Source organism: Pseudomonas sp. E45-MNA-CIBAN-0222 (genome assembly GCF_040310405.1).
Lineage (GTDB): Bacteria > Pseudomonadota > Gammaproteobacteria > Pseudomonadales > Pseudomonadaceae > Stutzerimonas > Stutzerimonas stutzeri_AC.
This window is the reverse complement of record NZ_JBEOPU010000006.1, coordinates 272,003-293,184: the sequence shown is the minus strand read 5'-3', so window position 1 is coordinate 293,184 and position 21,182 is coordinate 272,003. Positions and strand designations below refer to the sequence as shown.

General features: G+C 63.3%; 18 protein-coding genes. 9 read left to right on the top strand and 9 right to left on the bottom strand.

All coding sequences use genetic code 11. The features are described 5' to 3' along the window. Window position 1: 1 nt before the first annotated feature. From AAEZ08_RS11745 to AAEZ08_RS11720, 6 genes are all read right to left on the bottom strand, one after another. Entirely contained in the window at window positions 2-829 is an 828-nt protein-coding gene (locus tag AAEZ08_RS11745; protein WP_500124331.1) for an ABC transporter permease, read from the bottom strand. Between the two features lie 63 nt (window positions 830-892). Beyond that, on the bottom strand, window positions 893-2,146 hold the full coding sequence (locus AAEZ08_RS11740; protein ID WP_500124330.1) for an ABC transporter permease: 1,254 nt from the start codon (window positions 2,144-2,146) through the stop codon (window positions 893-895). Window positions 2,147-2,209: 63 nt separating this feature from the next. Then, window positions 2,210-3,241 carry an ABC transporter substrate-binding protein gene (locus AAEZ08_RS11735; RefSeq protein ID WP_500124329.1) on the bottom strand — a complete coding sequence of 344 codons (1,032 nt, stop codon included), beginning with the start codon at window positions 3,239-3,241 and terminating at the stop codon, window positions 2,210-2,212. Window positions 3,242-3,289: 48 nt separating this feature from the next. Next, entirely contained in the window at window positions 3,290-4,399 is a 1,110-nt protein-coding gene (locus AAEZ08_RS11730) for an ABC transporter ATP-binding protein (RefSeq protein WP_500124328.1), read from the bottom strand. Window positions 4,400-4,555: 156 nt separating this feature from the next. Beyond that, window positions 4,556-5,185: a response regulator gene (locus AAEZ08_RS11725; RefSeq protein ID WP_500124327.1), complete on the bottom strand. Its 630-nt coding sequence runs from the start codon at window positions 5,183-5,185 to the stop codon at window positions 4,556-4,558. After that, entirely contained in the window at window positions 5,182-7,599 is a 2,418-nt protein-coding gene (locus tag AAEZ08_RS11720; RefSeq protein ID WP_500124325.1) for a PAS domain-containing sensor histidine kinase, read from the bottom strand. The genes AAEZ08_RS11725 and AAEZ08_RS11720 overlap by 4 nt, the downstream gene beginning before the upstream one ends. 96 nt (window positions 7,600-7,695) lie before the next feature. Here AAEZ08_RS11720 and AAEZ08_RS11715 point away from each other — a divergent pair, with 96 nt between their 5' ends. Next, on the top strand, window positions 7,696-8,724 hold the full coding sequence (locus AAEZ08_RS11715; RefSeq protein WP_500124324.1) for an alpha/beta hydrolase family protein: 1,029 nt from the start codon (window positions 7,696-7,698) through the stop codon (window positions 8,722-8,724). Between the two features lie 7 nt (window positions 8,725-8,731). On the opposite strand, the gene AAEZ08_RS11710 is transcribed toward AAEZ08_RS11715, so the two are convergent. From AAEZ08_RS11710 to AAEZ08_RS11700, 3 genes are read right to left on the bottom strand one after another with little or no spacing between them, the layout of a single operon-like run. Then, window positions 8,732-9,499, bottom strand: coding sequence for a TerB family tellurite resistance protein (locus AAEZ08_RS11710; protein WP_500124323.1), 768 nt, complete (start codon window positions 9,497-9,499; stop codon window positions 8,732-8,734). 1 nt (window position 9,500) lies between these two features. Further along, window positions 9,501-10,172 (bottom strand): N-acetylmuramate alpha-1-phosphate uridylyltransferase MurU, encoded by a 672-nt coding sequence (gene murU / locus AAEZ08_RS11705; RefSeq protein ID WP_058063693.1) that lies wholly within the window; start codon window positions 10,170-10,172, stop codon window positions 9,501-9,503. Continuing rightward, the gene (locus tag AAEZ08_RS11700; protein WP_500124347.1) at window positions 10,169-11,188 is read right to left on the bottom strand and encodes an aminoglycoside phosphotransferase family protein; all 1,020 of its coding nucleotides are present in this window, start codon (window positions 11,186-11,188) and stop codon (window positions 10,169-10,171) included. The genes murU and AAEZ08_RS11700 overlap by 4 nt, the downstream gene beginning before the upstream one ends. A gap of 129 nt (window positions 11,189-11,317) precedes the next feature. On the opposite strand from AAEZ08_RS11700, the gene AAEZ08_RS11695 reads away from it, so the two are divergent. From AAEZ08_RS11695 to AAEZ08_RS11660, 8 genes are all read left to right on the top strand, one after another. Beyond that, window positions 11,318-14,089 carry an LPS-assembly protein LptD gene (locus tag AAEZ08_RS11695; protein WP_500124322.1) on the top strand — a complete coding sequence of 924 codons (2,772 nt, stop codon included), beginning with the start codon at window positions 11,318-11,320 and terminating at the stop codon, window positions 14,087-14,089. Further along, the gene (locus AAEZ08_RS11690) at window positions 14,070-15,377 is read left to right on the top strand and encodes a peptidylprolyl isomerase (protein ID WP_500124321.1); all 1,308 of its coding nucleotides are present in this window, start codon (window positions 14,070-14,072) and stop codon (window positions 15,375-15,377) included. The genes AAEZ08_RS11695 and AAEZ08_RS11690 overlap by 20 nt, the downstream gene beginning before the upstream one ends. A 111-nt stretch (window positions 15,378-15,488) precedes the next feature. Further along, window positions 15,489-16,481: a 4-hydroxythreonine-4-phosphate dehydrogenase PdxA gene (gene pdxA, locus AAEZ08_RS11685; RefSeq protein ID WP_500124320.1), complete on the top strand. Its 993-nt coding sequence runs from the start codon at window positions 15,489-15,491 to the stop codon at window positions 16,479-16,481. Window positions 16,482-16,595: 114 nt separating this feature from the next. After that, entirely contained in the window at window positions 16,596-17,390 is a 795-nt protein-coding gene (gene rsmA / locus AAEZ08_RS11680) for a 16S rRNA (adenine(1518)-N(6)/adenine(1519)-N(6))-dimethyltransferase RsmA (RefSeq protein ID WP_500124319.1), read from the top strand. 39 nt (window positions 17,391-17,429) lie between these two features. Further along, a complete protein-coding gene (gene apaG, locus AAEZ08_RS11675; protein ID WP_500124318.1) occupies window positions 17,430-17,813 on the top strand; it encodes a Co2+/Mg2+ efflux facilitator ApaG/CorD in 384 nt (127 codons plus the stop codon). Continuing rightward, entirely contained in the window at window positions 17,810-18,637 is an 828-nt protein-coding gene (locus AAEZ08_RS11670) for a symmetrical bis(5'-nucleosyl)-tetraphosphatase (protein WP_482695343.1), read from the top strand. Before apaG ends, AAEZ08_RS11670 begins: the two co-directional genes overlap by 4 nt. Continuing rightward, window positions 18,634-18,966: a thiosulfate sulfurtransferase GlpE gene (gene glpE, locus AAEZ08_RS11665; protein WP_003283520.1), complete on the top strand. Its 333-nt coding sequence runs from the start codon at window positions 18,634-18,636 to the stop codon at window positions 18,964-18,966. Before AAEZ08_RS11670 ends, glpE begins: the two co-directional genes overlap by 4 nt. 270 nt (window positions 18,967-19,236) lie before the next feature. Beyond that, a complete protein-coding gene (locus tag AAEZ08_RS11660; RefSeq protein WP_003283519.1) occupies window positions 19,237-21,159 on the top strand; it encodes a PrkA family serine protein kinase in 1,923 nt (640 codons plus the stop codon). The last annotated feature ends 23 nt before the right edge of the window (window positions 21,160-21,182 follow it).

Here is a 21,182-nt window from a genome sequence, read left to right as displayed (position 1 = left end):
GTCAGGCAGGTTGTTGAGTGCGCAGCTTCTCGGCGCGGCCACGCAGCCACTCCAGGGTCAGCAGCAGAGCGATGGAGAAGCCGATCAGCAGGGTCGCCGCGGCGGCGATGGTCGGGCTGAGGTTTTCGCGGATGCCGCTGAACATCTGCCGCGGCAGGGTGATCTGCTCGGGGCCGGCGAGGAACAGCGTCACCACCACCTCATCGAACGAGGTGGCGAAGGCGAACAGCGCGCCGGAAATCACCCCCGGCGCGATCAGCGGCAGGGTCACCCGGAAGAACGCCGTCAGCGGCGAGGCACCGAGGCTCGCCGCGGCGCGCACCAGGTTGTAGTTGAAGCCCTGCAGCGTCGCCGACACCGTGATGATCACGAAGGGCACGCCGAGCACCGCGTGCACCAGGATCAGCGACAGGTAGCTGTTGCCCATGCCCAGCGGTGCGAAGAACAGGTAGCTGGCCACACCGATGATCACCACCGGCACCACCATCGGCGAGATCAGTATCGTCATCAGCAGCGCCTTGCCGCGAAATTCCGCGCGGGTCAGGCCGACCGCCGCCAGGGTGCCAAGGACCACGGCGAGCAAGGTCGCCGCCGGGGCGATGAGCATGCTGTTCTTCAGCGAGCGCATCCAGTCCGCCGAGGTGAACAGCGCCTCGTACCAGCGCAGCGAGAAGCCCTGCAGCGGATAGACCAGGAACGAGCCGGAGTTGAACGACAGCGGCACGATCACCAGCACCGGCACGATCAGAAACAGCAGCACCAGCGCGCAGAGGATGCGCAGCGCGTAGTACCAGGCCCGTTCGACGGGTGACATGTAGGGGCTCAGCATGAAAGGTTCTCCTGCCCGGCATGAAGACTCTGAAAAGGCGGCCGCGCCGCGACGTGCGTCATCTCAACCCAGCCGCAGGCGGCTGGCACCGACCAGCCAGCTGTAGATGACGTACAGCAGCATGGTGGCGAGCAGCAGCAGGCCGCCCAGCGCCGTGGCCATGCCCCAGTTGATGGTGGTGTTGGTGTAGAAAGCGACGAAGTAGCTGACCATCTGGTCGTTCGGGCTGCCGAGCAGCGCCGGGGTGATGTAGTAGCCGATGGAGATGATGAAGACCAACAGGCTGCCGGCACCGACACCGGCCAGCGTCTGCGGGAAGTACACCCGCCAGAAGCTGGCGAACGGGTGACAGCCTAGTGACACCGCCGCACGCATATAACTCGGCGAGATGTTCTTCATCACGCTGTAGATCGGCAGGATCATGAACGGCAGCAGGATATGCACCATGGCGATGTACACGCCGGTGCGGTTGAACACCAGCTGCAGCGGCTCTTCGATCAGGCCCATCTTGAGCAGCGCACCGTTGATCAACCCGCCAGACTGCAGCAGCACGATCCACGCCGCCACGCGCACCAGAATCGAGGTCCAGAACGGCAGCAGCACCAGGATCATCAGCAGGTTGCTCTGCCGCGCCGGCAGGTTGGCCAAGAGATAGGCCAGCGGATAGGCCAGCAGCAGGCAGATCACCGTGATCACCAGGCCCATCCAGAAGGTACGGGCAAAGATGTCCAGGTACACTGCCTGATCCGGGGAGACCTTGGCCAGTTCGCCCAGCTCGTCGATGCGGTGATCCAGCGCCGCCAGCAGGTAGTAACCGGTCACCGCACTGTCGTTACGCTGGATGATCTGCCAGAACGCCGGATCGCCCCAGCGCTCGTCGAGCGACTCCAGTGCCTCCTGATACGACGCGGGCGTCTCGCGGAACGGCAGCGCCCGCGCGGTCTTGGTCAGCAGGCTGCGGTAGCCGGCCAGCTCCATGTTCAGCCGCTTGGACAGATCGCCCAGGGTTTGCTCGCGGCGCGCCTGATAGAGGTCCTCGGCCAACGCCTGGTAGGCGGGCTCGGCCGGCAGTCCGCGACCATCCCATGCGGCCAGCGCCGCCAGCGTGCGCGGCAGCGTGTTCACCACCTCGGGGTTCTCGACGCTGCGCCAGAGCAGCGAGGCGATGGGTATCAGGAAGGTCAGCAGCACGAACAGCAGCAGCGGCAGGATCAGCGCCTGCGACTTGAGCTTGTTCACCCGTTCGGCCCGTGCCAGTCGCTGTTTCAGATTGGGCTCGGCGATCTCGTTCGCCGGCAGGGATATTGCTGTGGCCATGAAGACTCCGCGATTCGTTCCGATAGCTGGGACCGGCCCCGCCAATGCGGCGGAGCGCTCAGGTCAGCGTGCTGCCCAGGCGTTGAAGCGCTGTTCGAGTTGCTCGCCGTAGTCGGCCCAGAAGGTCACGTCCATCGCCACCTGGTCGGCGATGTTCTCCGGCGCGGTGGGCATCTGCGCCAGGCGCTTTTCATCCAGCAACGACACGGCCTGGGTGTTCGCCGGGCCGTAGGCGATGTTCTCGGAATAAGCCTTCTGCTGCTGCGGCTCGACGGTGAAGGCGATGAACTTGCGTGCCTGCTCCTGGCTCTTCGCGCCCTTGGGAATAGCCCAGGAGTCGAAGTCATAGATGCCGCCACTCCAGACGATCTGCAGGTTGCTCTCGTTCTGCACGGCGGCGATGCGGCCGTTGTAGGCGCTGCTCATCACCACGTCGCCGGAAGCGAGAAACTGCGGCGGCTGCGCGCCGGCTTCCCACCACTGGATGTTCGGCTTGAGCTGATCGAGCTTTCTGAAGGCGCGGTTCTGTCCGTCCTTGGTCGCCAGCACCTTGTAGACGTCCTTGACCGGGACACCGTCGGCCATTAGTGCGAACTCAAGGGTGTACTTGGCGCCCTTGCGCAGGCCGCGCTTGCCGGGGAATTTCTCGGTATCCCAGAAATCAGCCCAGCTGGCCGGTGCGCTTTTCAGCTTGTCGGCGTTGTAGGCCAGCACGGTCGACCAGACGAAGAAGCCCACGCCGCAGGGCTGGATCGCACCTTCGACGAAATCGTCCGGGTTGCCGACGATTCCCCGGTCAAGCTCCTCGAACAGCCCTTCGTCGCAGCCGCGGGACAGTTCCGGCGACTCCACTTCCACCAGGTTCCACGACACGCTGTTGGTGTCGACCATCGCCTTGACCTTGGCCATTTCGCCGTTGTATTCGCCGGCGACGATGCGGCCGTGACCGGCGGCTTCCCAAGGCTGATAGAAGGCCTTGACTTGGGCCTGCTTGTTGGCGCCGCCAAAGCTCACCGCGGTGAGGCTCTCGGCAGCGGCGTGCCCGGCACAGACGAGTCCGAGCGCCAGCGCGGACAGTTTCAGGTAGTTGCTCATACCAGTTCGCTCCTTGATGCAGTTGTGTAGGTTTTTCCAGGCATAGCCTCAGGCCGCCTGCAGCGGGTCGAGCGCACGAACGTGCTCGACATGCCAGCCGATCGGGACCACGTCGCCGACGCGCAGGGCGCTGTCGAACTCGGCGATCGGCTGTTTGACGAAGAAGTCGTTGACCCCGCAGACCTCGAGGCGGATGCGGATGTGGTCGCCCAGGTAGATGAACTCGGCAACGCGCCCGGTGAAGCGGTTCGGGCAGTTGGCACTGGCGCCGTTAAGCAGCACCCGCTCCGGGCGGATCGACAGGCTGACCGGCGACCCCGTCGCGCCGACGTTGACGGCCAGCGCCTCGACGGTTTCGCCGCGGCCGAGCTTGACCGTGCAGCTATCGCCACGACGGTCGAGCAGATGCGCCGGCAGGCGGTTGTTCTCGCCAAGGAAGTTGGCGACGAAGGTGTTCACCGGCTTTTCGTACAGGGTGCGCGGGTCTTCGATCTGCTGGATCTGGCCCTGATGGAACACCGCCACCCGATCGGACATGGTCAGCGCCTCGCCCTGATCGTGGGTGACGTACACCACGGTGACGCCGAGGCGCTCGTGCAGGTGCTTGATCTCCATCTGCATCTGCTCGCGCAACTGCTTATCCAGTGCGCCCAGGGGTTCGTCCATCAGCACCAGCTGCGGTTCGAACACCAGCGCCCGGGCCAGTGCCACGCGCTGTTGCTGGCCGCCGGAGAGCTGCGCCGGATAGCGGTTGCGAAAGCCCTCCAGCTGGACCATCGCCAGGGCGCGCTTGACCCGCTCCTTGATGTCCGGCTTGGCCATGCCGCGCACGCTGAGCGGAAACGCCAGGTTTTCCGACACGGTCATGTGCGGGAACAGCGCGTAGTTCTGGAACACCATGCCCATGTCGCGCTTGTGCGGCGGCACGTTGTTGATCGCCCGGCCATCGAGGAGTATTTCCCCCGCGGTGGGCGTCTCGAAGCCGGCCAGCATCATCAGGCTGGTGGTTTTGCCCGAGCCGGACGGCCCGAGCAGGGTGAGGAATTCACCGCGGCGGATGTCCAGATTCAGATCCCTGACGATCAGCGACTCACCGTCATAGCTCTTCTGGATGCCGCGAAAGCTCACCAGGATATCGTTCGTCGTTGACTCGACCATGCTGCTGCACCTGCGTAACCGTTGAACCGTTGAACCGTGGCCACAGCGTAGAAGCGCAGCGGCGGCGGAAAAATCGGTACAGCGGAGCGATTGCCCTAGGCGTGCAGGAGAGTCGCGTGTAGGGAACGCCCTACAGACAGGTCCGCGGGAGGGAGTTCAGACCAGCTTGTGCTCCATGGCGTAGCGCACCAGATCAGCCACCGAATGCGCGGCCAGCTTCTGCATCAGGCGGGCCTTGTGGGTGCTGATGGTCTTGCTGCTCAGCGCCAGCTTGCCGGCGATGTCGTTTACCGAATCGCCCTGCACCAGCCGTTCGAACACCGAGTATTCGCGTTCGGACAGCAGCGCATGGGGCGGCCGCGAATCGGTCAGGCCAACCTCGAAGACCATGCGGTCGGCCAGCGCCGGATCGATGTAGCGGCCGCCACCGGCCACCTTGCGCAGGGCGGTGAGCAGCAGCGCCGGCTCGCTGTCCTTGGTCGCGTAGCCGGCTGCGCCGATCTTCAGCGCCCGCGCCGCCATCTGTGCTTCGTCGTGCATCGACAGCACCAGCACCGCCGACGGCTGGGTGAGCGCGCGAATCCGCGGAATCGCCTCGAGGCCGTTGACGCCGGGCATGGAGATGTCGAGCAGCACCACATCGCAACTGATCTGCCGCAGTTGGTCGAGCAACTGCTGGCCGTTGGCAGCCTCGCCGACCACCTGCATGTCACGCGCCATGCCGATCAGCTGCTTGATGCCCTCACGGACGATGGTGTGATCCTCGGCGACCATGACCCTGATCATGACGGCAATGCTCCATTGCTTGCGGCTGATGGAAGCGGCAGCGGGTCCAGTGGAACCCGCGCCGTGATGGTGGCGCCCTCGCCGGGCTGGCTGTCGATTATCAGTTGCCCGCCGAGCATCTGCACCCGCTCGCGCATGCCGACCAGGCCGAACGAACTACCGGCGCCGCGCGCGGCGAGCGGAAAACCGCAACCATCGTCGCTGACGCGCAGGCAGAGCATGTTGCCTTCCAGCAGCAACTGCACACTGACCGTCTGCGCCTGAGCGTGTCGCATCACGTTGGTCAGCGACTCCTGAAGAATGCGGAACAGGCCGATGGCCTTGGCGTTGCCCAGCAGTGGGGGGCATTCCGGCACCTCGACCAGACAGGCCACGCCGCTGCGCTCTTCGAAGCGCCGCGCCTGCCATTCCACGGCCGAGGCAATGCCGGCATCGAGAATCGGCGGGCGCAGCGCGGTGGCGACATCGCGCACCCGCTGGAACAGCTGGGCGATCAGCCGCTTCATGCTTTCCAGCCGCTGCGCCAGGGCCGGATCGAGGTCGGCGAAGCCCAGCTCGCACATCGAGGTCTCGAGCTTGAGTACGGTGAGCACCTGCCCCAGCTCGTCGTGCACCTCGCGGGCGATGTGCGCCTTCTCCTCCTCGCGCACCGTCTCCAGGTGCGCGGCCAGCTCGCGCAATTGCGCGCGCGAGGCATCCAGCTCCAGCTCGATGCGCTTGTTGTCGGTGATATCCCAGACGATGCCGTCCCAGACCTGGCGGCCATCCGGCTGGCCGCGCACGGAGGCGCGGATATCGGCCCAGCGCACCTCGCCATCGCGATTGAGAATGCGCCCCTGCCAGCGCCAGTCCTGGCTTTTCTCCAGTGCCAGCTGCTGACTGGCCCAGTAGCCAGCCTCGTCGTCGGCGTGCACCAGGCTGCGGATGCCCTGCCCCGGCTGCAACAGGCGCTCGGCGGAATAGCCCACCAAACGCTGGCTGGCTTCGCTGATATAGGCGACCCGAACCGGCGCCTGCGGCCCGTCGCGCTCCAGGCGGAACACCAGCCCCGGCACGTTGCCGGCCATGGCCTTGAGACGCGCCTCGCTCTCCTGCAGCTGGGCGCTGGCGCGACGCCGCTCGGTGATGTCGGCAAGGAAGACCACCAGATATTCACGACTGCCGAAGCGCAGAAAGCTGTAGGTGACCGCCGCCGGAAAGCGCTGGCCGTCGGCGCGCAGCCATTCGCATTCGTGCACCTGGCGGTCGTCTTCGCCGGTGCGCGCGGCGCGCCAGCGCGCGAGCCAGGCATCCATGCCCAACGCCGGGTCGAAGGTCTCCAGCGGCTGATCGAGCAACCCCCCGGAGGCATGCCCGAGCAGCACCTCGGCGGCCTGGTTGGCGTAGCGCACGCGGCTGTCCCAGTTGAGCCAGAGGATGCCGACGGTGCTGTGATCGAGACAGAACTGGGTCAGTCGCTGTGCTTCCTCGGCCGCCTCGCGCAGCTCGATGTCGCGGCGGGCGGTCTTCAGCCGACTTTCCAGCAGGCCGTGCTGGCGGCGCTGCCAGGCCAGCATCAGCAGGCAGGCCAGGAGCAGGACGCCGAGCAGCAGGCTGAGACTGCGCCAGTAGCTGACCTCACGGCCCAGGTCGATGCTGCGGGTCTTGAGCCACTGCTCCTGCAACTGACTGAATTCCCGCGCCGGAAATTGCCGCAAGGCCGTATCGAGCACGGCAGCGAGTTCGGGGCTGTCACGCCGCGATGCGATTCGCAGAAGCTGCGGGTTGCCCAGATCACCAACCACCGCCAGCGAGTCGTACTCCACCTGCTGCGACAGCCGCGCGAACACCGGCTCGTCGATCACGGCATAGCTGGCCTTGGCCTCCAGCACCTGACGCAGCGCATCGGTCTGACTGGTCGCGGTCAGCACGGTGATATTGGGATAGTTGCTGGCGAGGAACTCGGTGATCGGTCCCGGCCCGACGGCGGAAACCAGTTCGCTCGGGTGCAGGTACTCCAAATCGATGGCGCGCGGACCGCCACGGTCTCCTACCAGCAAGCGCGGAATGCGCAGGAAGGGATCGCTGTAATGCCACAGACGTAGGCCGGCCGGCGTCTGGCGCAGGCCCGGCGCCACATCGATCAGGCCTTCGCGGGCGGCCTTCTCCAGCGCAGCCTCGTCACTGAAGCGGCGCCATTGCAGGCGCACGCCGAGATCGTCCGCCAGATGCTCCATCAGCTGCACATGAAAGCCTGACAGGCGCCGCTGGCGCTGGTCATACTCGGCATAAGGCGCGCCCATCACCACCCCCACACGCCACTCCGGATGCTGCTCCAGCCAGGCGCGGTTGTCGCCGTCGAGCGTCACGGCATTGGCCGCTAAAGGCAGCACCAGTCCAAGGACAAGAAGGAAACGCAGGGTTAAGGCGAGCATATATTCACGCAATTGATGGGCGTGCCGACACGCTGTTGTAATGCATAACCCCTGCCGGCGCCAGCGTGGTGCCGACCCCCATAGCGGAGACAATCCATGCGTCGCTTGCCTGCCCTAGTGCTTTTGTTCGGCGTCGCGCTTGGCGGCGGCGTGCCGTACATGGCGGCGGCGCAGGAACCGGAGGCGGCTCAGGAAGCACCGACGGACGAGCCAGCAGCAACGCCACGACCATCGCCACAAACTCGTAGCGAGGCGCTGGCCGAAGGGCTGCAACGGCAGCTCGAAGCCGCCGCCCAGCTGCAACTGGGCGACGAGGACAGGTTCCTCGCGCTCTGGCAGCCGGCGAACACACCAAAGGCCCGCGGCGTGCTCGTCATCGTACCAAGCGAAGGCGAAACCGCCGATTGGCCACGCGCAATCGGCCCGCTACGGCGCGGCCTCCCCGAACATGGCTGGCATACCCTGAGCCTGACGCCCACCGATCCGGCGTTGAGCCCAGGCCCGCGCCCGCCAGCGGCAGAAACCCCAACTGCAGAAGAAAAGCCCGAATCGGTGGTAGACGCTGAGCCTGACGCCACCGATGCCCAGCCGGCCGCCGCGCAAACGACTTCGGCGGGCTACTTGCCTGAGCAGACGGCAGGCGCCGACAACGACGAATCAACGCCGCCTACGCAAGACGAGCAGGACATGCCGTCGCCAACTGATGCCGAGCGCATGCTGGCGCGCCTGGATGCTGCCATCGAGCATGCGCGCACGCTGCAGGCACCGATGATCGTTATGGTCGGCCATGGCACCGGTGCCTACTGGGCAAGTCAGTACCTGACGCAGCTTCAGCCCAAGGAAGTCGGCCAGTTGATCGTGATTGATCCGCGCGCACCATCACGGCCCGATCAGCCAATAGAGACTTATATCGCAGCGCTGAAGATCGGCGTCGGTGATTTCTATACCAGCACTCGCCGGCCCGCCCAAGAGCAGGCGCTACAACGGCGCAACGCTGCGCGACGCGCAGATCATCCCGACTACCGCCAGGTGGCGCTGCCCGCAGTCGAGAACGACCGCTTCGGCGCGCAGGAACAACTGGTGCGCCGCGTACGTGGCTGGCTGGACCGCAAGCCAGCACGGTAGGTACACATCAGCGAAAACCACGGCGTTCGCGTATCAGTGCGTAGGCGCTTTGCAGTTCGCGGGTCCGCTCAGTGGCATCGCGAACCTGAGCTGCATTTGCGCCTGCCCCCGCCTGCTTGTCCGGATGGTGCTTGCTCAGCAAACGCCGATAAGCACGCTTGATCAACTGCGGGTCGGTATCCTGATGCACGCCAAGCAGCTGCAATGCCTGTTCGTAGGCACCTCCACGCCCGGCGGGCGCCTCCTTGCGCCGAGTAACGCCTGGATCTAGCGCCGCCACCTCGGCTGCATTCCAACCCAACCACTTGCCCCAGAGCAGCACCAGCTCATGTTCGCGAGCGCCGATTTGCCCCTGCGCGCGCGCCATGCGCCAGCAAGCCTGGATCAAACGACGACTCTCTTCGCGCTGGCCTCGCAGGCGCTGCAAGGTGTCGCGCAGGCCGTCACCGCTGGCCTTGCCACGATTGAACGCAGCGATGGCTTGCCGCTGCGCCACGGCATCGAGCCCCTGTCGGCGCATTTCGTCGCGGGCGGCCTGGATATGGGCAGGGGTCACTCGTCCGCCACTCTTGGCCAGACGGCCCAGCAACAAGAAGAGTAATTCGTTGCCTTGCAGAACGGGCGTGCCGGCCAGGCGCTTACGCAGGCTGGCCCACGAATCGAGCCCCAGACGCCGATCCAGCACCTGACCCAGCAGACCGCCGAGCAATGCCCCCGGAATGCTGGCCAGCAACCAGCCGATCAGCAGCCCCAACAGCGTGATGGGCCAGAACATGTCAGCGTCGCGCCTCCAGTAGTTGCTCGACTTCCGCCAGGCGCTCGTGGGTTCCCACGTCGATCCAGGCCCCGCCAAAGCACTCGCCGGACACCTGCCCATCTGCCATGGCGCCGCGCAGCAAAGGCGCCAGTTTGAACGCACCCGGTTGGCAGCCTTCGAACAGCTCAGGATGCAAGACGGAGATGCCACTGTACGTCAGCGCGTCGCCATTGACCGCAGGCTCCGTGACAGCCGATCCGACAAGGCTGAAATCGCCCTGGGGGTGGTGCGACGGATTGTTCACCAGCACCAGATGCGCGAGCCCCTGAAGCGGTCGTCTCAGCTGGGCAAAATCGTAGTCGGTCCAGATATCGCCGTTGACCACCAGGAACGGCTCATCGCCGAGCAGCCCCAACGCCCGGTGAATCCCGCCGCCGGTTTCCAGAGGTTCGCCCTCTGCCGAATAGCGAATGATCACGCCGAAACGGCTGCCGTCGCCCAGATAGTCTTCGATCTGCTGGCCGAGCCAGGCGTGGTTGATCACCAGTTCCTCGAAACCCGCGGCGGCCAGCGCACGAACGTGGTACTCGATCAGCGGCACGCCGGCGGCGCGAACCAAGGGTTTGGGCGTGTGCAGCGTCAGCGGGCGCAGCCGCTCGCCCTTGCCGGCGGCCAGAATCATCGCCTTCATGCTTGCGACTCCCGCGGCAGTTCAGCCAGCAGCTGCTGCAACTCGTCCAGCTCCGGCCTGCGCATGAGCACGGCCTCGATATAAGCGAAGAAGCGCGGCACGTCGGTCAGATAACGTGGCTTGCCGTCGCGATGGCAGATTCGCGCGAAGATGCCGATCACCTTCAGGTGGCGCTGCAGCCCCATCAGGTCACTGGCACGCAGGAACTCTTCGAGTGACTCGGGCAGCGCGACGCCGGCGGCACGCGCCTTGTGCCAGTAGCCTTCCAGCCAGGCTCGCACCTGCGCTTCGGGCCAGCTGAGAAAGGCATCCTTGAACAACGAGGTGATGTCGTAGCTGACCGGGCCTAGCACCGCGTCCTGGAAATCCAGCACGCCAGGGTTGGGCTCACTGATCATCAGATTGCGCGGCATGTAGTCGCGATGTACCAGCACCCGCGGCTGCGCCAGCGCCGAGTCGATCAGCTGCCGACAGATACGCTCCCAGGCAGCCTGCTGCGCTTCAGTGAACGTATGGCCGAGATGGCGCTGCACGTACCAGTCGGGGAACAGCTGCAGTTCACGGCGCAGCAAGGCTTCATCATAGGCCGGCATCGGCTGTGTCACCGGCTGCAGCTGGAATTTCAGCAAGGCCTCCACAGCATCATCGAATAGCTGCTCGGCATTGCTCTGATCGATGACATCCAGATAAGTCTGACGGCCCAGATCAGGCAGCAGCAGGAAGCCGCGTTCTAGATCAGACGCCAGTATCTGCGGTACATGCACGCCGGCGTCATCCAGCATCTGAGCGACCTTGACGAAAGGCCGGCAGTCTTCCTGTGGCGGCGGTGCATCCATCACGATCAGACTGCGCTTCCCCCCTTGCCAGCGAAAATAACGCCGAAAGCTGGCATCGCTGCTGGCAGCCGTGAGCTCGGCGGCTGGCACATCGCCCCAGCCGCAGCGTGCGAAGAGTTCAGGCAGTTGTTGCTCCAGCCAGGCGCTAAGGTCCAGCAGGCGTTGATCTTGATGCGGCATCCAGGGGGTCTCCACGGCGCTAGCCGATAGGCGGGTCATGCTTTATTATCCTGCATCTTTCTCAGCCCATCGAGAGGCGTGCGGCCCAGCCGGCCGATGGCTCGCCGCAAGCACGGACCAAAAAACAAGATGGCAGTCAAATACCCCGCGTTTCGTAAAAAATTCCCTCTACTGGTTACTGGCGGTCTGCTTGCATTGCAACCGGTAGCTGTACCTTTTGTCTTCGCAGCCGAACAATTCGCCTGCCAGCCCGATGCCTCGGGCGGCTGGAATTGCGCGTCCAATGCGGCCAGCCCGACCCTACCGCCGCGCCCAGTGCACAGCGGCAGTGCCGTAAGCACGGCGAGCACCGAGAAATCGACGACCGCCAGGGCCCAGCAGCAGCCGACAGCCAGCACCAAGCTGGTCACCGAGAGCAAGGGCCGCGCCCTAGCTTCGCGTAGCGCTGATTACAGTCACCTCGACTGGGTTCCGCGCGAGCAGCTAACCCCGGCTCAGCTAGCCGAAACCGGTCCCTATTGCGCCGGTACTTATGTCGAGCCCGACCGGCCCGGCAAGTTCGACACGACGCCGATGAGCGAAGCGCCGACTTATGTGTCGGCCAAGGCAACCCGCTACGAGCAGGAACAGGAGATTGCCACCCTGGCTGGTGAGGTTGTTCTGCGCCAGGGCAGCATCCAGGTCGAAGCAGACGAAGCCAACCTGCACCAGCTGGAGAATCGCGGCGAGCTGACCGGCAATGTCCGTTTCCGCGACCGCGATGCGCTGCTGGTCGGTGACCGCGCAGAGATCTTTCTCGACAGTGGTGAAGCCAAGGTCGAGAACGCCGAGTACGTTGTCCACTCCGGCAAGATTCGTGGCAGCGCGCAATACGCCAAGCGCGAAGAGACTGCGATCATCCGCCTCAAGGATGGGACGTACACGAGCTGTGAGCCGGGCGAGAACACTTGGCACCTTCGCGGTAACAACGTCACGCTGAACCCGGCCACCGGCTTCGGCTCGGCGACCAACGTCACACTGCGGGTCAAGGATATTCCGGTGTTCTACACCCCCTATATCCACTTCCCCATTGATGACCGCCGCCAGTCGGGCTTCCTGGCGCCGAGCATTGGTACCTCCAGCGACAACGGCTTCTCCGTGCAGACGCCATACTATTTCAACCTGGCGCCGAACTTCGACGCCACGCTGTACCCGCACCTGATGACCGACCGCGGCCTGCTGATGGAGGGCGAGTTCCGCTACCTGACGCGCAGCAGCGAAGGTCAGTTCGGCGCTGCGTATCTGGACGACAGCAACGATGATCGCAAACTGCAGTCCGAGTACGAAGACCAGCGCTGGATGTATAGCTGGCAGAACCGTACCGGCCTGGATTCGCGTTGGCTCGCCGAGGTCGACTACACCGATATCAGCGACCCGTACTATTTCCAGGATCTGGATACCAATCTGAGCATCGACCGCCCGGATCATCTTGATCAGCGCGGCACGCTTACTTACCGCGGCGACACCTATACCGCACGCCTGAACGTGCACGCCTATGAGCGCGCCACCGTCGCCGACATCACGCCTTATGAGCGCCTGCCACAGCTGACCCTGGACGGACGTCTGCCGTTCCAGCCGGGCGGCCTGAACTTCGCCTACAAGACTGAATTCGTAAGCTTCCAACGCAGCTTGCGTAACGGCAATTTCATTAACGAGGATGGCAACCCGGAGCAGTGGTACGACGATCGCCTACAGGGCCTGACCCGTACCGAGGGCGAGCGCCTGCATCTGGAGCCCGGTGTCAGCCTGCCGCTTAACTGGTCGTGGGGCTTCCTCAATCCCTCGCTGAAGTACGCCTACACCCAGTACGATCTCGATCTGGATGGACGCGGCCAGAGCACCTTGGCCGACTATGAGTCGTTTGATAGCAGCCAGAACCGCAGCGTCCCGATCCTTAGTGTCGACAGCGGCTTGTACTTCGATCGCGACACGCAGTGGTTCGGCAAGGACTACCGGCAGACCCTTGAGCCGCGCATGTTCTATCTCTACGTACCGGAAGAAGATCAGGACGACATTCCGATTTTCGATACGGGCGAAAGCAGCTTCAGCTATTCCTCGCTGTGGCGCGACAACCGTTTCTCCGGCAAGGATCGCATTGGCGACGCCAATCAGGTCTCGCTCGGCGTAACCAGCCGCTGGGTCGAGCCCAACGGCTTCGAGCGCCAGCGCTTCAGCATCGGCCAGGCGTTCTACTTCGAGGACCGCAAGGTGCAGTTGCGTGGTATCGATTACCGCACACGCTCCAATGCGACCTCGGACGTATCGCCGTATGCGCTGGAGTACATGTACCGCTACAACCGCGACTGGCGCTTCACCTCGACCTTTAACTGGGATCCGGACAGCCACAGCACACGCTCAGGCAGTGCCATGTGGCATTACCAACCGGAAGAAAACCCGGGCAAGATCATTAACCTCGGCTATCGCTATCGCAACGACACCATGCGCTTCGACCAAGCGACCGGCGAGTGGACCTACGGCGGCGATTACGGCACGCCGGACTCGCCGGAGTACATCAAGGACTACTACAAGATCAACCAGCATGACTTCTCCGTCATCTGGCCGGTGGTCCCGCAATGGAGCGTCATCGCCCGCTGGCAGCACGACTACAGCCGCAGCCGCACGCTGGAAGCCTTCGGTGGCTTCGAGTACGACAGCTGCTGCTGGAAGCTGCGCCTGATCAATCGCTATTGGGTCGACTACGACGAGACCAGCCTCAACCCCGACCGCAACGACGAGCCGGACCGCGGGATCTTCCTGCAGATCGTGCTCAAGGGACTCGGCGGCGTAGTCGGCAATGCGACCGAAACTTTCCTCGACGAAGGCATCCAAGGCTACCGTGAACGTGAAGATCAAGCTTTCTGAAGTACTGCGCCCGCTCGCGCTCGGCGCTCTGCTGCTGAGCGGTGCGACTCTAGCGCCTGCGGCCCTCGCTCAGGTACAACCTTTGGACCGCGTGGTGGCAATCGTCGATAACGACGTCATCATGCAGAGCCAGCTGCAGCAGCGGATGCGTGAAGTCCAGCAGACCATCGAAAAACGTGGCGCCGACGCGCCGCCGATGGATGTATTGCAGCAGCAGGTTCTGGAACGCCTCATCACCGAGAACCTGCAGCTGCAGATCGGTGAGCGCTCCGGCATTCGCATCGCCGATGAAGAGCTCAATCAGGCCATGGGCACCATTGCCCAGCGCAACAACATGTCGCTCGATCAGTTTCGGGAAACATTGTCGCGTGATGGCCTGAGCCTGGAGAGCGCCCGCGAGCAGATTCGCCGCGAGATGGTTATCAGCCGCGTGCGTCAGCGCCGTGTGGCCGAACGCATTCAGGTGTCCAACCAGGAAGTGCAGAACTTCCTGGCGTCCGACCTCGGCAAGCTGCAGCTGTCCGAGGAATACCACCTGGCCAATATCCTCATCCCTGTTCCAGAAGCGGCTGATTCGGCAACCATCCAGGCTGCCGAACGTACCGCGATGGAGACCTACCAGCAGCTGCAGCAAGGCGCTGACTTCGCACGCCTCGCCGTGTCTCGCTCTGGCAGCGAGAACGCACTGGAAGGTGGCGACATGGGCTGGCGCAAGGCGGCTCAGCTGCCACCTCCGTTCGATACGGAAGTGCGCGAGCTGTCGGTCGGCGAAGTAACTCAGCCGGTACGCACGCCGCCAGGCTTCATCATGCTCAAGCTGCTGGACAAGCGTGGCGGCGAGACGCAGGTACGGGATGAGGTGCATGTCCGCCACATCCTGATCAAGCCGAGTGCGATCCGTAGCGAAGACGAAGCACGCCTACTGGTACAGCGCCTGCGCGACCGCATCAGTGCAGGCGAAGACTTTGCCCAGCTGGCCAAGAGCTTCTCCGAAGATCCGGGTTCGGCGCTCAACGGTGGCGACCTGAACTGGATCGATCCGGCGTCGCTGGTACCCGAGTTCCGCGAAGTGATGGCCAACACGGCGAGTGGCGAGCTCTCTCCGGTGTTCAAGTCGCCCTACGGCTGGCACATCCTCGAGGTGCTCGGCCGCCGTGCCACCGACGCCAGTGAGCAGTTCCGCGAGCAACAGGCGCTGAGCTTGCTGCGCAACCGCAAGTACGATGAAGAGCTGCAGGCGTGGTTACGCCAGATCCGCGACGAAGCCTACGTCGAGATCAAGCTCTAAGCTGCACGCTGCACCGACAAGCAACAGGAACGCGGGGTGATGGCCGAAGGGTCGCCACCCCATTTTCATTTCAGGCGGTTGAACGCCACACGCCATGCAGAGAGAAGCCTGATGACCGCTCCCCGCCCCTTCGTTCTCACCCCCGGTGAACCGGCCGGCATCGGCCCTGACCTCTGCCTGCTGCTGGCTCGCGAGGCCCAGCCTCAGATCCTGGTAGCCATCGCCAGCCGTTCACTGCTGGCAGAACGCGCCTCGCAACTGGGACTGACGATTGAGCTGCGGGACGTCGGGCCTCATGGCTGGCCAAGCCAACCGGCGCCGGCCAACTGTCTGTACGTCTGGGATACTCCGCTGGATGCACCGGTGATCGCGGGTCAGCTAGATGCGCGCAACGGCCACTACGTACTGGAAACGCTGACGCGAGCCGGGACAGGGTGCCTCGACGGCAGCTTCGCCGGCATGATCACCGCGCCCGTACACAAGGGCGTGATCAACGAGGCCGGCATCCCCTTTTCCGGCCATACGGAGTTTCTCGCCGAGCTGACCCGCACCGAGCAGGTGGTGATGATGCTTGCCACACGCGGCCTGCGTGTCGCGCTGGTGACCACTCACCTGCCGCTCAAGGATGTCGCAGCGGCGATCACCCCGGAGCGTCTGGAGCGGGTTGCGCGGATCCTGCACCACGATCTGGTCAGCAAGTTCGGTATTACCCGTCCGCGCATTCTGGTCTGCGGCCTGAACCCGCATGCCGGCGAAGGTGGCCACCTGGGTCGCGAAGAAATCGAGATCATCGAACCCGTGCTGGTCAGGCTCCGTGACGAAGGCCTCGACCTTACCGGTCCGCTGCCGGCGGATACCCTTTTCACGACAAAACATCTCGAGCACTGCGACGCGGTGCTGGCGATGTACCACGACCAGGGCCTGCCGGTGCTCAAGTACAAGGGCTTCGGTGCTGCCGTCAACGTGACCCTGGGCCTGCCGATCGTTCGCACGTCGGTGGATCACGGCACCGCGCTGGATCTCGCCGGCAGCGGCAGGATCGACACCGGCAGCCTGCAAGTCGCGCTGGAAACGGCCTACCAGATGGTCGGCAGCCAGAGCTAGCCGGCACCGCACGCAGCTTGAACGATCTTCTGGCCGCCCTCGCCTGCTAAAATATGTGTCTTATCCGTTTCTCAGCTTTGAGCTTCAGGCTTCAAGCTGCTCCCTGGAGCCCCGATGTCCGATTATCAGCACCGCGCGCGCAAGCGCTTTGGCCAGAACTTCCTGCACGACGCTGGCGTCATTCACCGCATCCTGCGGGCAATTCATGCCAAGTCGGGTGAGCGACTGGTGGAGATCGGTCCCGGGCAGGGGGCACTCACCGAAGGGCTGCTCGACAGCGGTGCGCATCTGGATGTCGTCGAGCTCGACCTCGACCTGATCCCCATCCTGCAGGGCAAATTCGCCGGGCGCGATAACTTCAATCTGCACCAGGGCGACGCACTGAAGTTCGACTTCGGCCGCCTGAGTGAGGAGCCGAACAGCCTGCGCATCGTCGGCAACCTGCCGTACAACATCTCCACCCCGCTGATCTTTCACCTGCTCGACCACGCGCATCTGATCCGCGACATGCACTTCATGCTGCAGAAGGAAGTGGTTGAGCGCCTTGCGGCTACGCCAGGTGGCGGTGACTGGGGCCGTCTTTCGATCATGGTGCAATATCACTGCCGCGTGGAGCACCTGTTCAACGTCGGGCCGGGCGCGTTCAACCCGGCGCCGAAAGTCGATTCGGCGATCGTTCGCCTGGTGCCACATGAGACACTGCCGCATCCGGCACGCGACCACCGCCAGCTCGAGCGCGTAGTGCGCGAGGCGTTCAACCAGCGTCGCAAGACCTTGCGCAACACCCTCAAAGGCCTGCTGGATGCAGAAGCCATCGCTGCCGCAGACGTGGACGGCAGCCTGCGTCCCGAGCAACTGGACCTGGCCGCCTTCGTTCGCCTTTCCGATCAACTGACAGAGCGCAGCTAGGGCTTCACCCTATCCTGCCTTTCACCAGCGAGCAGACTCATGTCCGACGATAACCGCTACCGCATCGACGTCAGCGTCACGCCTCGCTATCTGGCCGCGCAATCCGAGCCGGAACAAAACCGCTATGCCTTTGCCTACACCGTAACCTTAGAAAACAAAGGCGAGGTTGCAGCGCAGCTGCTTTCGCGGCACTGGATCATCACCGACGGCGACGGCCAAGTGCAGGAAGTCCGCGGTGCCGGCGTCATTGGCGAGCAGCCGCTGATCGCACCTGGCGAACACCATGTCTACACCAGCGGAACGCTGCTGGCGACCTGCGTCGGCAGCATGCAAGGCAGCTATGAAATGTTGGCCGAAGATGGTCACAGTTTCGATGCACTGATTGCACCGTTCCGCCTGGCCGTACCTGGAGCATTGCATTGACGACCTATGCCGTCGGCGACCTGCAAGGTTGCCTCGAACCGCTGACCTGTCTATTGGAGCGCGTCGACTTCAGCCCCTCGCGCGACTGCCTGTGGCTGGCCGGCGATCTGGTCAACCGCGGTCCGCAGTCGCTGGAGGCGCTGCGCTTCGTGCGCGACCTCGAGTCGTCCGCGATCACCGTCCTCGGCAACCATGATCTGCACCTCTTGGCAGTGGCACACAACATCGAGCGCATGCGCAAATCCGATACGCTGCAGGCTATTCTGGATGCGCCAGACCGTGCCGAACTGATCGACTGGCTGCGCCAGCAGAAGCTGATCCATTACGACGCAGCGCGCCACACCGCCATGGTGCATGCCGGCATTCCGCCGCAATGGTCACTGGAAAAAGCGCTCAAACGTGCCACGGAAGTCGAGCAGGCGCTGCAGGACGACGCACTGCTGATGCCGTTCCTCGATGGCATGTATGGCAATCAACCATCGAAATGGAACAAGGAGCTGCACGGCGTACCGCGGCTGCGCCTGATCACCAACTACCTCACCCGCATGCGTTTCTGCAAAGCCGACGGCACCCTCGATCTGGAAGCCAAGGAAGGCGCCGACAGCGCCCCAGCCGGCTATGCACCCTGGTTCAGCCATGCCAACCGCAAGACCCGCAACGTCAAGCTGATCTTCGGCCACTGGGCCGCATTGGAAGGTCAGTGCGACGAGCCAAACGTCTTCGCGCTGGACACCGGCTGCGTTTGGGGCAACGCCATGACCCTGATGAACCTCGACAGCGGCGAAATGCATCGCTGCGAATGTGAACACGGTAAAAACGCATGACAGACTTTAAACGCATCCCGCCGGAACAGGCTCAGACCATGCGCAGCAGCGGCACCGTGATCGTGGATATTCGCGATCCGCACAGCTATGCCAACGGTCACATCAGCGGCTCGCTGCATCTGGATAATCATTCGCTGCCGGACTTCATCGCCTCGGTCGATCTCGACCAGCCATTGATCGTCACCTGCTACCACGGTCACTCCAGCCAGAGCGCGGCAGCCTATCTGGTCAATCAGGGCTTTTCGGACGTCTACAGCCTCGACGGCGGCTTCGAACTCTGGAGGCACACCTATCCAGCCGATGTCGAGCGCGGCGAAGAACAAGCGTAAAAATTTATTTCCTCCCGATTGCCCGCCAACCGCGGGCTAGGCGCTCTGGCCCGCTGAACGGCAGCGCTTAAAATCCCTCCCCCGCCTTGACCTTGCCGAATACGAACTATCCTTGAGTTCAGGCCATCCAAATAAACGAAGCCGGGAAACGGCTGACGGATTTCAGGGTTACGACCATTAGGTGTTCGGGGGAACTCCACTGGCCGCCAATTCGGCCGGGCCCAGAGTGCCTGATGACGCGCCTATTCGTGCATCGATCGAGGTGAAGTCATGAGCATTTTCAGCCACTTCCAACAACGTTTCGAAGCGACCCGCCAGGAGGAATATTCCCTCCAGGAATATCTCGATCTGTGCAAGGCGGATCCAGGCACCTATGCCAGCGCCGCCGAGCGCCTGCTAATGGCGATCGGCGAACCCGAACTGGTCGACACATCCGTTGACTCGCGGCTGTCGCGCATCTTTTCCAACAAGGTGATCCGCCGTTATCCGGCCTTCGAGGATTTCCATGGCATGGAGGAGTGCATCGACCAAATCGTCTCTTACTTCCGTCATGCCGCGCAGGGGTTGGAGGAGAAGAAGCAGATCCTCTATCTCCTCGGCCCGGTGGGCGGTGGTAAGTCGTCGCTTGCCGAGAAGCTCAAGCAGCTGATGGAGCATGTCCCCTTCTACGCGATCAAGGGTTCGCCGGTATTCGAGTCGCCGCTGGGGCTGTTCAATCCAGTGGAAGACGCGCAGATCCTTGAAGAGGATTACGGCATCCCGCGGCGTTATCTGAGCTCGATCATGTCGCCCTGGGCCACCAAACGCCTGCAGGAATTTGGCGGCGATATCTCCAAGTTCCGCGTGGTCAAGCTGTACCCCTCGATTCTCAACCAGATTGCCGTGGCGAAGACCGAGCCGGGCGACGAGAACAATCAGGACATCTCCTCGCTGGTGGGCAAGGTCGATATCCGCAAGCTGGAAGAATTTCCGCAGAACGATGCTGACGCTTACAGCTATTCAGGTGCGCTGTGCCGGGCCAACCAGGGCCTGATGGAGTTCGTCGAGATGTTCAAGGCGCCTATCAAGGTGCTGCACCCGCTGCTGACGGCGACTCAGGAAGGCAATTACAACAGCACCGAAGGCCTGGGAGCGATTCCCTATAACGGTATCCTGCTCGCCCACTCCAACGAGTCGGAGTGGCACAGCTTCCGCAACAACAAGAACAACGAAGCCTTCATCGACCGCATCTATATCGTCAAGGTGCCGTACTGCCTGCGCGTCCGTGACGAGATCAAGATCTACGACAAGCTGCTCACCAACAGTTCGCTGGCCCATGCCCATTGCGCGCCGGACACCTTGAAGATGCTCGCGCAGTTCTCCGTCCTGTCCCGCCTGAAGGAGCCGGAGAACTCCAACATCTACTCGAAGATGCGCGTGTACGACGGCGAAAACCTCAAGGACACCGATCCGAAGGCCAAGTCGATCCAGGAATACCGCGACACTGCCGGCGTCGACGAAGGTATGAACGGTCTCTCCACCCGCTTCGCCTTCAAGATCCTCTCCAAAGTGTTCAACTTCGACCCGCACGAGATCGCCGCCAACCCGGTGCACCTGCTCTACGTGCTGGAGCAGCAGATCGAGCAGGAACAGTTCCCCGCCGAAGTGCGCGAGCGCTACCTGCGCTTTATCAAGGAGTATCTGGCGCCGCGCTACATCGAGTTTATCGGCAAGGAAATCCAGACTGCATACCTCGAGTCCTACAGCGAATACGGGCAGAACATCTTTGACCGCTACGTGCTCTACGCGGACTTCTGGATTCAGGACCAGGAATACCGCGATCCAGAAACCGGCGAGATCCTCAACCGCGTGGCGCTCAACGAGGAGCTGGAGAAGATCGAAAAGCCGGCCGGCATCAGCAACCCGAAGGATTTCCGCAACGAGATCGTCAACTTCGTGCTGCGCGCGCGTGCCAACAACAATGGCAAGAACCCGTCGTGGCTGTCCTACGAGAAGCTGCGCGTGGTGATCGAGAAGAAGATGTTCTCCAACACCGAGGACCTGCTGCCGGTCATCAGTTTCAACGCCAAGGCGAGCAAGGAAGACCAGAAGAAGCACAACGACTTCGTCGTGCGCATGGTCGAGCGTGGCTACACCGAGAAGCAGGTTCGCCTGCTGTCCGAATGGTATCTGCGGGTGCGTAAATCGCAGTAAGCGGCTGGACGCCCGAGGCTGGA

What these genes read in the sequence shown, in the direction of transcription:
- pdxA (WP_500124320.1), top strand. Translation starts at nt 15,489, where the DNA reads ATGACCGCTCCCCGCCCCTTCGTTCTCACCCCCGGTGAACCGGCCGGC.
- AAEZ08_RS11730 (WP_500124328.1), bottom strand. Translation starts at nt 4,399, where the DNA reads ATGGTCGAGTCAACGACGAACGATATCCTGGTGAGCTTTCGCGGCATC.
- AAEZ08_RS11710 (WP_500124323.1), bottom strand. Translation starts at nt 9,499, where the DNA reads ATGTTCTGGCCCATCACGCTGTTGGGGCTGCTGATCGGCTGGTTGCTG.
- rsmA (WP_500124319.1), top strand. Translation starts at nt 16,596, where the DNA reads ATGTCCGATTATCAGCACCGCGCGCGCAAGCGCTTTGGCCAGAACTTC.
- AAEZ08_RS11735 (WP_500124329.1), bottom strand. Translation starts at nt 3,241, where the DNA reads ATGAGCAACTACCTGAAACTGTCCGCGCTGGCGCTCGGACTCGTCTGT.
- AAEZ08_RS11720 (WP_500124325.1), bottom strand. Translation starts at nt 7,599, where the DNA reads ATGCTCGCCTTAACCCTGCGTTTCCTTCTTGTCCTTGGACTGGTGCTG.
- AAEZ08_RS11715 (WP_500124324.1), top strand. Translation starts at nt 7,696, where the DNA reads ATGCGTCGCTTGCCTGCCCTAGTGCTTTTGTTCGGCGTCGCGCTTGGC.
- apaG (WP_500124318.1), top strand. Translation starts at nt 17,430, where the DNA reads ATGTCCGACGATAACCGCTACCGCATCGACGTCAGCGTCACGCCTCGC.
- murU (WP_058063693.1), bottom strand. Translation starts at nt 10,172, where the DNA reads ATGAAGGCGATGATTCTGGCCGCCGGCAAGGGCGAGCGGCTGCGCCCG.
- AAEZ08_RS11660 (WP_003283519.1), top strand. Translation starts at nt 19,237, where the DNA reads ATGAGCATTTTCAGCCACTTCCAACAACGTTTCGAAGCGACCCGCCAG.
- glpE (WP_003283520.1), top strand. Translation starts at nt 18,634, where the DNA reads ATGACAGACTTTAAACGCATCCCGCCGGAACAGGCTCAGACCATGCGC.
- AAEZ08_RS11725 (WP_500124327.1), bottom strand. Translation starts at nt 5,185, where the DNA reads ATGATCAGGGTCATGGTCGCCGAGGATCACACCATCGTCCGTGAGGGC.
- AAEZ08_RS11745 (WP_500124331.1), bottom strand. Translation starts at nt 829, where the DNA reads ATGCTGAGCCCCTACATGTCACCCGTCGAACGGGCCTGGTACTACGCG.
- AAEZ08_RS11740 (WP_500124330.1), bottom strand. Translation starts at nt 2,146, where the DNA reads ATGGCCACAGCAATATCCCTGCCGGCGAACGAGATCGCCGAGCCCAAT.
- AAEZ08_RS11700 (WP_500124347.1), bottom strand. Translation starts at nt 11,188, where the DNA reads ATGCCGCATCAAGATCAACGCCTGCTGGACCTTAGCGCCTGGCTGGAG.
- AAEZ08_RS11695 (WP_500124322.1), top strand. Translation starts at nt 11,318, where the DNA reads ATGGCAGTCAAATACCCCGCGTTTCGTAAAAAATTCCCTCTACTGGTT.